The sequence below is a fragment of the Microbaculum marinisediminis genome (assembly GCF_025397915.1).
GTDB classification, from domain to species: Bacteria; Pseudomonadota; Alphaproteobacteria; order Rhizobiales; family Tepidamorphaceae; genus Microbaculum; species Microbaculum marinisediminis.
This window is the reverse complement of record NZ_JALIDZ010000002.1, coordinates 86631-100116: the sequence shown is the minus strand read 5'-3', so window position 1 is coordinate 100116 and position 13486 is coordinate 86631. Positions and strand designations below refer to the sequence as shown.

Sequence of the window (13486 nt, the reverse complement as noted above, 5' to 3'; positions counted from 1 at the left end):
CTTGGATCCACAAGATAGCAAGGAGTACGCTCGGTCGCCGTTATTGGCCACTTCCGCGTTTTTCAACAATTGACCCGCCTTTGCCGGTTTCTGCTACTCTCGCGGAAACGGGTAAGGCGTTCGAGGGAGAAAAAAATGAAGCGTACCGGTTTGTTCGCTGCGCTGGTGCTTGTCGCGGCGGCGTTTTCTTTGCCTGCCCAGGCGGCGAAGACCGACTTCACCATGGGGCTCGTTCTGGAGCCGCCCCATCTCGATCCGACCGCCGGCGCGGCCGCGGCGATCGACGAGGTTGTCTACGCAAATGTCTTCGAGGGGCTTACCCGCATCGACCGCAACGGCGAGGTGAAGCCGGCGCTGGCGAAGAGCTGGACGATCTCCGACGACGGCCTGACCTACACGTTCACGCTCAACGATGGGGTCAAGTTCCACGACGGTACCGACATGACCGCCGAGGACGTCAAGTTCACGCTCGATCGCGCCATGGCGGAGGATTCGACCAACGCCCAGAAGGCCCTGTTCGAGCCGATCGAGACGGTCGAGGCGGCTGATCCGAAGACGGTGGTCATCACCCTGAAGCGCCCGACCGGCCACTTCCTGTTCAATCTCGGCTGGGGCGATGCTGTGATCGTCGCGTCCGAGACCGCGGAGACCAACAAGGAGAAGCCTGTCGGCACCGGCCCGTTCAGGTTCGTCGAATGGGTGCCGGGCGACCACATTACCATCGAGAAGAACCCGGACTACTGGGGCAACCCTGTCGCGCTCGACAAGGCGACCTTCAAGATCATCCCCGATCCCGCCGCCGCCACCGCCGCGCTTTTGGCCGAGGACGTCGACGCCTTCGCCAACTTCCCGGCCCCGGAAGCCTTGCCGCAGTTCGAGGCCGATCCGCGCTTCACCGTCGTCAGCGGTTCGACCGAAGGCGAGACCATCCTGTCGACCAACAACGGCAAGCCGCCCTTCGACAATCTCAAGGTGCGTCAGGCGATCGCCCACGCCATCGACCGGCAGGCGATCATCGATGGGGCCATGTTCGGCCTCGGTACGCCGATCGGCAGCCATTTCGCCCCGCACCATCCCGCCTATGTCGACCTGACCGGCACCTATCCCTACGACCCGGAGAAGGCCAAGGCCCTGCTCGCCGAAGCCGGTTTCCCGGACGGCTTCGAGGCGACGCTGAAGCTGCCGCCTCCGTCCTACGCCCGTCGGGGCGGCGAAATCATCGCCGACCAGCTCGGCAAGGTCGGCATCAAGCTGGAGATCATCCCGGTCGAATGGGCGCAGTGGCTCGAGCAGGCCTTCAAGGGCAAGGACTACGACCTCACCATCGTCTCGCACACCGAGCCGATGGACATCGGCATCTATGCGCGGCCCGACTACTACTTCGACTATCACAACCCGAAGTTCAACGAGATCATGGACAAGCTGGCCGCCGAGACCGACACGCAAAAGCGATACGATCTGATGCGCGAGGCGCAGAAGATCCTGGCAGACGACGCGGTCAACGGCTTCCTGTTCGAGCTCGCCAAGCCCGGTGTCTGGAACGCGAAGCTCGAGGGCCTGTGGGAAAACAGCCCGGTTCAGGCCAACGACCTGACGGAGGTTCGCTGGACGGAGTGAGGTCGCCCGAGGATTTGTGCCGGGCCTTGCCGATGCACCCCCGCCCCGGTTCTCTTTCGAACACGGGGAGGGGCGTCCGGTACGTTGCATCGGGCGGTCCAGGGTAAGTCCCGGGCGCTCGTGCTCACTTGGTCGACCCGTTCATGAGCCAGCTCCTCGCCAAACGCCTGGCCGCACTGGTCGCGACGCTGTTCGCGACCTCGCTGATCGTCTTCCTGGTGATGGCGGTGCTGCCCGGCGACCCGGCGCAGATCATTCTGGGCATCGGCGCGCAGGAGGATACGCTCGCCGCGCTGCGCCACGAGCTCGGTCTCGATAGGCCGCTGATCGAACAGTATCTGCTCTGGGTCGGCGGGCTGCTGACGGGAGATCTCGGCGAGTCCTACACCTATTCGCGGCCGGTCTCCGAGCTGATCGGCCAGCGCGTGCTGGTCAGCCTGCCGCTGGCGGTCTTCGCCATCCTCCTTTCCACCGCCATCGCCATTCCCGCCGGCGTCGTGGCCGCCGCGAAGCACAACAAGGCGGCCGATATCGGCGTCTCGGCGCTGGCGCAGATCGGCATCGCGATCCCGAACTTCTGGTTCGCGATGCTGTTGATCCTGTTCTTCGCGGTGACGCTCGGCTGGTTTCCCGCCGGCGGCTTCGCCGGCTGGGACGAGGGCGTTCTGCCGGCGCTGCGTTCGCTCCTGTTGCCGGCTGTCGCGCTGGCGCTGCCGCAGGCGGCGATCCTGACCCGCGTGACCCGGTCCGCCGTGCTCGAGGTGCTTGGCGAGGACCATGTACGCACGGCGCGCGCCAAGGGCCTGACGCGCGGCGCCGCGCTCAGACGCCACGCGGTGCGCAATGCGCTGATCCCCGTGGTGACGATCATGGGCCTGCAGTTCTCTTTCCTGCTCGCCGGCACCATCGTCATCGAGAACGTCTTCTATCTGCCGGGTCTCGGCCGGCTGCTGTTCCAGGCGATCGCCCAGCGCGACCTGATCGTCGTCCAGTCGCTGGTGGTGCTTCTCGCCGGGGCGGTGGTGATCGTCAATTTCGTCGTCGACCTCACGTACCTGGTGATCGACCCACGCCTGAGGAAGGCCGTCCATGGCTGAGGCGGCCGCCATCCGCGAGGTCCTGTCGAAGGGATTGAGATCGAGCGCCTTCGTTCTCGGCGGCGCGATCACGGCGCTGTTCGTCCTCGTCGCCGTCGTCGCGACCGTCTGGACGCCGTTCTCGCCGACGGCCATGAACATCCCCGACCGGCTGCAGCCGCCGTCCTGGACGCACTGGTTCGGTACCGATCAGTTCGGCCGCGACGTCTTTTCCATGATCATGAAGGGCAGCCACAATTCGGTGCTGGTGGCGGTCGTCGCGGTGGGCATCGGCATGGGGCTCGGCGTTCCGCTCGGCGCGGCCGCGGCGGCGCGGCGCGGCTGGATCGACGAGCTCGTCATGCGCTTCTCCGATTTCGCCTTCGCCTTTCCCTTCCTCCTGTCGGCGGTGATGATCACCGCGCTGTTCGGCCCCGGCGCGGTCAATTCCATCATCGCCATAGGCATCTTCAACATTCCGGTCTTCGCCCGGCTGACGCGCGGCTCGGGCCTGTCGGTGTGGCAGCGGGACTACGTGATGGCCGCCCGCGCGGCGGGAAAGGGCGCGGCGCGGATCACCGCCGAACACATCCTGCCCAATATCGCCAGCGTCCTGATCGTCCAGGCGACCATCCAGTTCGCGCTGGCGATCCTCGGCGAGGCGGCGCTGTCCTATCTCGGCCTCGGCACCCAGCCGCCGCAGCCCTCCTGGGGCAAGATGCTGAACGAGGCCCAGACCATGGCCGCGATCGCGCCCTGGCTCGTCATTTTCCCGGGGCTCGCGATCGTCTTCACCGTGCTGGGCCTGAACCTGTTCGGCGATGGCCTGCGCGACGTGCTCGACCCCAGGCTGAGGCGGGCCCGATGACGGCGCTGCTCGACATCCGTGATCTGGTGCTCGAATTCCCGCTTCCCGGGGGCGCGGCGCGGGTGCTGCATCACGTCGATCTTCAGGTTGCGCCCGGAGAGTCGGTCGGCATCGTCGGCGAATCCGGCTGCGGCAAGTCGATGACTGCGCTTACTGCCATGGGGCTGACGCCGGATGGCGCCGAAGTCTCCGGATCCATCCGGCTCGACGGCCAGGAGATCCTCGGCCTCGGCGATGCGGCGATGAGCCGGATCCGCGGCCGTCGCATCGGCATGATCTTCCAGGAGCCGATGACCGCGCTCAATCCCGTGCGCACCATCGGCGATCAGGTCGCCGAGGGTCTGCGCCTGCATCTGGGTCTGTCGGACGCCGAAGCCCTCGATCGCGCCGTGGCGATGCTGGAGCGTGTCGGCCTGCCGCGGTCGCGGTTCTCGCCCGATCTTTATCCGCACCAGCTTTCCGGTGGCCAGCGCCAGCGGGTCGTTATCGCCATCGCGCTCGCCTGCGGTCCCGAGCTGCTGATCGCCGACGAGCCGACCACCGCGCTCGACGTCACCATCCAGGCGCAGATCCTCGACCTGATCTGCGAGGTGACGGCGGAAGCCGGCATGGCGCTCCTGATGATCAGCCACGACCTCGGCGTCATTGCCGAGACGACGGACCGGATGCTGGTCATGTATGCCGGCACCGTGGTGGAGGAGGGGCCGACGGCGGTGGTCTTCGCCGACATGGCCCATCCCTACACCCAAGGGCTGTTCGCGGCGATGCCGGCCGCGGAACTCGTTGGCGGGGAGGCGACCGACGGTGCACGGGGCAGGCTGCCGACGATCCCGGGCCAGGTGCCGGATCCGCGCGAACCGCGTGTCGGCTGCCCCTTCGCCGCCCGTTGCCCCCGCGCCCGCGAACGCTGCCGTATCGAGGCGCCCGCGGCCGATCGGTTCGGACCCGAGCACACCGTCCGCTGCTTCTATCCGGGCAAGGAGGAGAGGGCGGCATGAGCGCACGCCCGCTCATCGAGATCGACAACGTCGTGCGCGACTATGCGCTGCCGCGGCCCGGTCTGTTCCAGCCACATCCCCTGTTCCGCGCGGTGCACGGCGTCTCGCTTGCGATCGAGAGCGGGCGGAGTCTCGGACTCATCGGCGAATCCGGCTGCGGCAAGTCCACGCTCGCCCGAATCGTCCTCGCCCTGGATCGCCCCACCGAAGGCACCGTACGCCTCGACGGAGAAGACCTGTTCTCGGCCTCGCGTGCCCGCCTCGCCGTGCTGCGCCGGCGCATGCAGATCGTCTTTCAGGACCCCTACGGCTCGCTGGACCCGCGCCACAAGGTCGGCTGGATCGTCGCCGAGCCGTTGAGCGTGCTCGCCCCCGACCTGAGCCGCGGCCAGCGGCGCCAGCGCGTCGCCGAGGTGCTCGACGCCGTCGGCCTGTCGTCGGCTCATGCCGACCGCTATCCGCACGAGTTCTCCGGTGGCCAGCGCCAGCGGATCGCGATCGCCCGCGCGCTCGTCACCGGCCCCGATCTGATCGTCGCCGACGAGCCGGTCTCCGCCCTGGACGTGTCGATCCAGGCGCAGATCCTCAACCTGATGATGGAGTTGCGCGAGGCGCGCGGCGTCACCTTCCTGTTCATCAGCCACGACCTGACGGTGGTCAATCACGTCACCGACGACGTCGCGGTGATGTATCTTGGGCGCGTGGTCGAGCAGGGGCCGACGTCACAGGTATTCGCGGCGCCGGCCCATCCCTACACCCAGCTTCTTCTCTCCGCCGTTCCCAAGCCGGATCCGGCCTTCCGCCGCCGCGCCACGGGCGTGCCCGTCGAGCCGCCGGCCGCACCGGCGGAAGGCGCGTGTCCCTTCGCCCCACGCTGCCCGAGGGCGACGGAGATATGTCGGATGGAGGAGCCGGCGCTGGAGCCGCATGGGGCGGGTCGGACGGTGGCGTGCTTTCACCCGGTTGGGTGAAAGCGCTCCGCCTGACCTTGCCGACTTCGCGGGCGTGAGCCGAAAGTGGCCTACAAGGTGGCTTACTCTGCCGCCTGCGGCAGGTCCTTCTTTCCGACCGCGTGGATCTGAGCCGTTTCCTCGTCGCTCGCGCCCGGCGCCTTGCGGCTGGCGATATAGGTGTAGACCACCGGGATCACGAACAGCGTGAAGAAGGTGCCGACCATGAGGCCGCCGACGATGACGAGGCCGATGTCCTGGCGGCTTTCCGCGCCGGCGCCGGTGGCGATCGCAAGCGGCACCGCGCCGAGCACCATGGCGCCCGTGGTCATCAGGATCGGGCGCAGGCGCAGCACCGAGGCCTCGATCACCGCGTCACGCATGTCCTTGCCGGCCGCCCGCAGCTGGTTCGTGAACTCCACGATCAGGATGCCGTGCTTGGTGATGAGGCCGATGAGGGTGACCAGGCCGACCTGGCTGTAGATGTTGAGCGTCGAGCCGTCGAGCCAGAGCGCCAGCAGTCCGCCGGTGATCGACAGCGGCACGGTCAGCATGATGATCAACGGGCTGCGGAAACTCTCGAACTGCGCGGCCAGCACCAGATAGATGAAGGCGAGGGCGAGCCCGAACGTCACGAAGATGCTCGTGCTGGAACTCTTGAACTCGCGCGATTGCCCGCCGTAGTCGGTGCGCGCGTCCAGCGGCAGCGTTTCGGCCGCGACCTCGTTCATGAAGTCCAGGGCCTGGCCAAGCGAGTAGCCGGGCGCAAGGCTGGCGGTGATCGAGGCCGAACGCAGCTGGTTGAAGTGGTTGAGCTGGCGCGGCGCGACCGTTTCCTCGACGGTCACCAGGTTCGAAAGCTGCACCATGTCGCCGTGCGCCGAGCGCACGTAGATCTGCCTGAGATCGTCCGGATTGGAGCGCTCGACGTCGGCGATCTGCACCACCACGTCGTACTGGTCGCCGCCGCGTTTGAAGCGGGTCACCTGCCGTCCGCCCAGCAATGTCTCCAGCGTCCGGCCCAGTGCCGCGAGATCGACGCCGACATCGGCGACCTTCTCGCGGTCGACCTGGACCTTCAGCTGCGGCTTGGTCAGTTTCAGGTCGGAATCGACGTTCACCAGCCCTTCGTTTTCCGTGGCGCGGGCAACGAAGGTTTCGACGAAGCCCTGCAGCTCCTCATAGGGCCGCGACGTCTGGATCACGAACTCGACCGGAGACGAGCGGATCGACTGGCCCAGCGGCGCCGGCGTCGAGGGGAAGGCACGCACGCCGGCGACCTGACCCATCTTCGGCATCATCGCGCCGGCGACCTGCTGGGCGGTAATGGTGCGCTCGCTCCAGGGATTGAGGCCGAGGAAGGCGATGCCCTGGTTTGCGAGCGGCGTGCCGACGATCACGAAGTAGCGCTGCAGGTCGGGAACTTCGGCGAAGATGTCTTCGATCTGGCGCGCGTAGCGGTCGGTATAGGCGACGGTCGCGCCTTCGGGGCCGCTGAAGAAGCTGACGATGGTGCCCTGGTCCTCGTAGGGCGCGAGCTCGGAATTGATGTTCTTGATGAGGAAATAGCTCGAGCCGGCCACGGCCAGTCCGACCAGGATGATGAGCGGGCGCACCCGCATGGCCCCGCGCAGCAGCCCGCGATAGCCCGCCGTCAGCGCGTTCAGGCCGTTCTCGAATATCCGATAGAGCCAGTTGTGTCGGGTCTGGTGCTTCAAGAGCTTCGCGCACATCATCGGCGTCGCCGTCAGCGCCACGAAGCCCGACACCAGAACCGCACCGGCCAGCGCCAGCGCGAATTCGGTGAACAGCCGTCCCGTCGAGCCCTCCATGAAGCCGATCGGCACGTAGACGGCAGCCAGGGTGAGGGTCATGGCGATGATCGCGAAACCGATCTCGCGCGCGCCCCGGAAGGCGGCGGCCATCGGCGCCATGCCGTCCTCGATATGCCGGTGGATGTTCTCCAGCATGACGATGGCGTCGTCGACGACGAGGCCGATGGCGAGCACCATCGCCAGGAGGGTCAGCGTGTTGATCGAAAAGCCGAACAGATACATCAGCGCGAACGCGCCGATCAGCGACACCGGGATCGTCACCAGCGGGATGATGGTGGCCCGCAGCGAGCGCAGGAACAGGAAGATGATCAGCACGACGAGCACGATGGCCTCGCCGATCGACACGTAGACGTTGCGAATGGATTCCTGGATGAACAGCGTGCGGTCGTAGGACGTCGTCAGCACCATGCCCTCGGGCAGCGACTCCTCGATGCGCGGCAGCGCCGCCTTGACCTCGCGCGAGATATCGAGCGGGTTGGCGGTCGCCTGCTTGATCACGCCGATCGCGACGGCGGTGTTGCCCTTGAAGCGGACATTGCGGTCCTCGTTGCGCGGGCCGATCTCGGCGCGGCCGACATCGGCGAGACGGACGAGATAGCCCGTATCGGTCTGCCGGATGATCAGGTCGTTGAATTCCTCGACCGTCTTTAGATCGGTTTCCGACAGGACCGTGAATTCGCGGTCGCGGCTCTCTATAAGGCCGGCAGGGATCTCGACGTTCTGCTGCCTGAGCGCGGCCTCGACGTCCTGGACCGTGACGCCGTATCCCGCCATCCGTGCGATGTCGAGCCAGATGCGCATGGCGTATTCGCGGTCGCCGTAGATGCCGATCTGGGCGACGCCCGGAAGACTCTGAAGCTGGTCCTTGACCACCTTCTCGGCGATCTCGGAGACTTCCAGCGAGCTGTGCGACCCGGTCGAATACAGCGACAGGTAGATCACCGCTTGGGCGTCGGCCTCCACCTTGCGGATGGTCGGCTCGTCGATTTCGTCGGGCAGATGCCGGCGCACGCGGGACACGCGGTCGCGCACGTCGGCGGCGGCGTCGGCGGGACTGCGGTCCAGATTGAAGGTGATCGAGATCTGGCTGCGTTCCTGCCGACTGGTCGAGGTCATGAAGTCGATGCCCTCGATACCGGCCAGCGTGTCCTCCAGGACATTCGTCACCTTGGTCTCGATGATCTCGGCGCTGGCGCCGGGATAGGTCGTGTCGACGCTCACGACCGGCGGATCGATGTTCGGGTATTCCCGCACCGACAGGCGGTCATACGACACGAGACCAACCAGCACGATCACCAGGCTGAGCACCGTGGCGAAGACCGGCCGGCGGATGCATATCTCGGAAAGGGTCATGCGACCGGCCTCAGGATGCCGACGGCGCGGTGGCCGGGGCGGGCGCCTCGGCGGGCTCGTCCAGCATCTTCACGTCGACCTCGGCGCCGTCGCGCAGCTTTATCTGCCCGGCGACCACCACCACGTCGCCCTCCGACAGGCCGTCCAGGATCTCCACTGTGCCGTAGCGGCGCTGGCCGAGCGTGACCGGTGTCAGCACCGCCTTGTCGTCGACGACCCGGTAGACGAAATTGCCGCCGCCCTGCGAGACGATCGCGTCCTCCGAGGTGATGATGGCGTTGTCGCGCACCGCCGTCTGCAATCCGACGCGGGCGAACAGGCCGGGCCGCAACAGGCCGTCCGGATTGGGCACTTGCGCGCGCAGGGCGATCGAGCGGCCTGCCGGATCGATCTGCGGATTGATGGCGTAGACCGTGCCGGTGAATTCGCGGTCGCCGAGCGCGTCGACGGTCAGTCGCACGTTGGCCCCCGTTCGGACGTCGGCCAGGTACCGTTCTGCGATCGAGAAATCGACCTTGATCGGGTCGATTTTTTCGAGATTCACGAGTTTCGCGCCGGGCTGCACATAGTCGCCGCGGCTGACGTTGCGCAGCCCGACAATTCCGTCGAAGGGAGCGAGGATCTTGGTCTTCTCCAGCCGCACCTCCGCCATTGTCAGGAGTGCGCGGGCGACCTGCATCTCCGATAGGGCCTCGTCCCGCGCCCGGACCGTTCCGACCTTGTTCTTGAGCAGACCGTCGGCGCGATCGAAGTTGCGCTGTTTGAGTTCGTAGTTCGATTGTGCCTCGGCGCGTTGCGCCTCGTAGACCGAGGAATCGAGTTGAAACAGCAGCTCCCCTTCGTTGACCGGCATGCCTTCGTCAAAGGCGATCACCTCAATACGGCCGGCGATCTCGGGGCTGATATCTGCGGACTCGGCCGACAGCAGCGTGCCGACGGCGGTCGCCTCCTCGACGACGCGCGCCACGGCAACGCTCCGCGCCTCGATTGTGACGGGTCCCCGCTGCGCCAGCGATATGTCTATGAAGGAAACCGACGCGAGCATGGCCAGCGCCGCGCAGATGGCGGCACTCCGCACCGACCCGACAACTATCTTCGCCAACTGGCTGTCCTTTCTCGGCGAACCGGCATATGTCGGCTTCGCGCGCAATCCCCAACCGCCCCGGCCGGCCCCTGACCAGCGGGGTATTTCCATCGGGGTCTTCAAGGTCGGATAAGGATGGCATCGAGTGCCGTCCGGTCAAGAGGCAGCCGATCACGTATTCGCGGTCTGGCTCGCGGCCCAGGCACCGTTTTCAGGGGACTCTGGCGGGTGGATCCAGGTGTCGACGTCGATTTCGAGGTCGCGCAGCCGCTGCGGCGGTCAAGTTTACGCGACGTCGCGGCTTTCCTGTCGCGTGCAAAGCCCTAGAAAGGCGTGGTGTCGCCCGCCGGGATGCCGCGCGGGCCGGAAGCCATTCAGGAGATCTGCATGTTTTTCGATCTAGCCGAGATCGCACCGGCCAACTACGCGAAACTGTTGAATACGACGGTCGTGCCTCGCCCGATCGCCTGGCTGGTGACGAAAAGCGCATCCGGAGAACTCAACGCCGCGCCGTTTTCCTACTTCAACGTCTTCTCGACGAATCCGCCGATCGTCGGGATCGGAATCGGGTCGCGGGAAGGGGCCCGGGAAGGGGCGCAGTCGAAGGACAGCTCGGCGAACATCCTGGCGACCCGGCAGTTCGTCGTGAACTTGGTCTCCTACGACATGCGCCACATGATGAACATCTGTGCCGCCGATTACGCCGCCGGTATCAACGAAATCGAAAAGGCCGGCCTGGCCACCGTCGACAGCGTTCGCGTGGACGTCCCCCGCATCGCGGAAAGCCCGGCGGCGCTCGAATGCGCGTTCCACGACTCCATCGATCTCGGCAACGACCGGCACATCATCACGGGGCGCGTCCTCGCGGTCCATGTCCGCGACGACGCGGTGATCGACAAGGACAAGCTTTACATCGACACGCCGAAACTCGATCTGATCGGCCGGCTGCACGGACGCGGCTGGTACGCGCGATTGAGCGACCTGTTCGAGATGCCGAGGGTTTCTGTCGAGGACGTCGAGGAGCAGGCGAAGCAGCGATAGGCCGGCGACGCGATCGCTCCGTCAGTCGAAGAACGCCTCGACGGTCCCGAACGGCGTAAACTCGGCTCGGACCGCATCGCCCCGTGCGATCGCATACTGTTTGGTGAAGGAGCCGGACATGATGCATTGGCCGGCCGCAATCCCGCGTCCGTACTCGGCGAGCTTGCCGGTGAGCCATATCACCGAGAGCAGGGGGCCGGCGTCCATCACGTTCGCCCCCGAAGCCCGTTCGGTTGGACCTCCGTTCACGTGGACGGAAACCTCGGATCGTCCCAGATCGCCATTCTCGGCTGTCAGCGGGATCGGGTCCCCGGTGACGAACGCCTTTTGCTGGGCGTTGTCGGCCATCGCCAGGGGGAGGCCAGCGGCAAGGTCGCTGCGCTTCTCGATGATCTCGAGCGCTGGCGCGGCGTGGGTGACGGCCGCGCGCACGGAGTCGGGCGACAGGTCCGGACCGTGCAGCGATGAACCGACCGTCAGGCAGAGTTCGTTTTCGAAACCGGGTGCGATCAGGTCGCCGAACGTGAAGTGGTGTCCGCTCGGTCGCAACCCGCTTTCGAGCAGGAACCCGAAACAGGGCTCGAACACCCCCTGCTGCTCGCGCATCGCTCTTGCGGTCAAGCCGACCTTCCAGCCCGCCTGGCGTTCGCCGCTTTCGATGTGCCTGTCGAGGATCGAGAGCTGGACGGCATACGCCTCTTCGAGGCTCAAGCGCCCCGCCCAGCGGGCCGGCATGTGCCGGCCGGCCGCGAGGTCCTGCCAGATGTCGTCGACGGCGGCCTTGATATTCATGTGTTTCGCTCCGAACTGAGAGGGCGGCATGAGACGATAGCGGATGTCGGGCCGTTCGCCACTGCCCCGATTGGCGATTCGATTCCGGCTCGTCCTCGCCGAGAGTGCCGGTCGTTCGTGCGGTTGCCCTCGAGCTGGCCAGCGGAGGTTCGAAGCACGGCTGACAAAACGTGGCAATAAGGCAACTGCCGGCCCCAGAATGCGGTTCGGACCGGGAGCTGCGCACTATTCCGGTTGGCGTGCGAAGGGCGAGGATTTAGTCAAGGGAGTCGAACTATCGATTCGGATTGGGCCTGCATTCGCGAAGCGAGAACCGGAGTGAGGGCATTCCGGGGGATTTCGGTTCCCAGTACGGGAGCCGCGCCTCTCGCCTTCGCGGCCGCATGCGGCGGTAAGGCGGTCCTGCGGGGACTTGGTAATGATGAAGCGTATCCTCGGAACAGCCTTTGCGGTTTCTGCCACCTGTGTCAGCGCCAACGCGGCCGACATGATCATGGACGTGAAGGCGCCCCGCGAGCCGGTCTACCGGTGCGATATTACTGGCTTCATAGAGCTGCCCGGTACCGACGTCTGTTTCAAGATCGGCGGCTATGCCGGGCTTGAGGTCTACGCCTTCGAGGACCAGTGGCCACCGTCGGTGGGGGCTGCGTACGGGATCATCCCGGACGGGCATGTCCTCGAGAACACCATGGGGATGTACGCCTTCACCCATGTGAACTTCGATGTGCGCACCGCGACCGAATACGGCACGGTCCGCGCCTTCATCGAGGGTGAACTGACCGACAACGATACCCGTACCGGCGGCAGCTTCGGCCTGCGCCATGCCTTCATCCAGTTCGGCAACTGGACGCTGGGCAAGACGTGGTCGACCTTCCTGCACCTCGACTCCAGCCCGATCTATTCCGACGTGGTGACGGTAACCGGCGACAACTACATGCGCCGCAACCAGATCCGCTATACCCAGACCTTCGGAAACGGTTGGTCCATGGCGGTCTCCGTCGAGGATCAGAATTACGCCTATCCGTATTCGCTGCGGGCGACCGGTTTGCTGGGCCCCGTTACGGCGTTCTGCGGCGTGCCCAATGGCTGCGCGGTGGTGAACAATCGCAACGAAGTTCCCGACGTGGTCGCCAATCTCCGCGTCGATGGCGACTGGGGCAACGCGCAGCTGTCCGGTGCCCTGCACAACAACAAATTCCGAGACGTATTCTTCGGCGCCGCGCCGGCGCCGGTCCCCGGCAACCAGACCGATTCCGAGATTGGCTGGGCGCTGCTCGGCGGCGCCATGGTCAAGACTCCGGCGACCGGCGAGTACGACTATTTCACCTTGAAGGGCATCTATACGAACGGCGCGACGCAGTACAACGAGGACAACTTCCTTTACACCGCCAACACGGTCTGGGGCGCGTGTAACCGGCTGGTTCCGGCCGCCGGCGACTGCATCGTCGACACGGTCACCACGTGGTCGGTGCTCGCTTCGCATACCCATTTCTGGACGGATCGCGTCTACACGACGATCGGTGCGGGCTACCAGAACGTGACGGCCCCGATCAGCGCGTTCAATCCATTCGTCGCGACCTTGGCCTCGGATTTCGAGATGGATACCTACGAGATCTTCGGCAACATCTCATGGCGGCCGGTCGCACAGACCACGTTCATGCTGGACGTTCATTACGGCCACGTCGATTTCAACGGCGCAGGCACCGCGGGCGGCGTATTCAATCCGTTCGTCGTCAACCCGCTTGCCGATGACAGTCAGGGCGCCTTCCTTGTCGCGCTCGATATCCGCCGCTCCTTCTGATCGCACGGCGACCGGAGCGGCGTGACGTTGTTCCGGAACACTCTTCTCGAATAGGTCCGATCCGCGACGGC

10 protein-coding genes are annotated in these 13486 nt (G+C 65.8%); 7 read left to right on the top strand and 3 right to left on the bottom strand.

The genetic code is table 11. The features are described from left to right. The first annotated feature begins 135 nt into the window (after positions 1–135). The 5 genes from MUB46_RS03795 (at position 136) to MUB46_RS03775 (ending at position 5530) form a co-directional block, all read left to right on the top strand. Positions 136–1617 (top strand): ABC transporter substrate-binding protein, encoded by a 1482-nt coding sequence (locus tag MUB46_RS03795; RefSeq protein WP_261614549.1) that lies wholly within the window; start codon positions 136–138, stop codon positions 1615–1617. A 143-nt stretch (positions 1618–1760) separates the two neighbouring features. Then, a complete protein-coding gene (locus MUB46_RS03790; RefSeq protein WP_261614548.1) occupies positions 1761–2714 on the top strand; it encodes an ABC transporter permease in 954 nt (317 codons plus the stop codon). After that, complete coding sequence (locus tag MUB46_RS03785) at positions 2707–3561, top strand: ABC transporter permease (protein ID WP_261614547.1); 855 nt, start codon at positions 2707–2709, stop codon at positions 3559–3561. Before MUB46_RS03790 ends, MUB46_RS03785 begins: the two co-directional genes overlap by 8 nt. Beyond that, positions 3558–4559: an ABC transporter ATP-binding protein gene (locus MUB46_RS03780; protein WP_261614546.1), complete on the top strand. Its 1002-nt coding sequence runs from the start codon at positions 3558–3560 to the stop codon at positions 4557–4559. Before MUB46_RS03785 ends, MUB46_RS03780 begins: the two co-directional genes overlap by 4 nt. Then, entirely contained in the window at positions 4556–5530 is a 975-nt protein-coding gene (locus MUB46_RS03775) for an ABC transporter ATP-binding protein (protein WP_261614545.1), read from the top strand. Before MUB46_RS03780 ends, MUB46_RS03775 begins: the two co-directional genes overlap by 4 nt. Before the next feature lie 62 nt (positions 5531–5592). On the opposite strand, the gene MUB46_RS03770 is transcribed toward MUB46_RS03775, so the two are convergent. Further along, entirely contained in the window at positions 5593–8697 is a 3105-nt protein-coding gene (locus MUB46_RS03770) for an efflux RND transporter permease subunit (protein WP_261614544.1), read from the bottom strand. A 10-nt stretch (positions 8698–8707) separates the two neighbouring features. Continuing rightward, on the bottom strand, positions 8708–9799 hold the full coding sequence (locus MUB46_RS03765; protein WP_261614543.1) for an efflux RND transporter periplasmic adaptor subunit: 1092 nt from the start codon (positions 9797–9799) through the stop codon (positions 8708–8710). 369 nt (positions 9800–10168) lie between these two features. Between MUB46_RS03765 and MUB46_RS03760 the strand changes: the two genes are divergently transcribed. Continuing rightward, complete coding sequence (locus MUB46_RS03760) at positions 10169–10822, top strand: flavin reductase family protein (RefSeq protein ID WP_261614542.1); 654 nt, start codon at positions 10169–10171, stop codon at positions 10820–10822. Positions 10823–10843: 21 nt separating this feature from the next. On the opposite strand, the gene MUB46_RS03755 is transcribed toward MUB46_RS03760, so the two are convergent. Continuing rightward, positions 10844–11614 carry a 2-keto-4-pentenoate hydratase gene (locus MUB46_RS03755; protein ID WP_261614541.1) on the bottom strand — a complete coding sequence of 257 codons (771 nt, stop codon included), beginning with the start codon at positions 11612–11614 and terminating at the stop codon, positions 10844–10846. Between the two features lie 418 nt (positions 11615–12032). On the opposite strand from MUB46_RS03755, the gene MUB46_RS03750 reads away from it, so the two are divergent. Then, positions 12033–13415 carry a porin gene (locus tag MUB46_RS03750; RefSeq protein ID WP_261614540.1) on the top strand — a complete coding sequence of 461 codons (1383 nt, stop codon included), beginning with the start codon at positions 12033–12035 and terminating at the stop codon, positions 13413–13415. Positions 13416–13486: the final 71 nt, after the last annotated feature.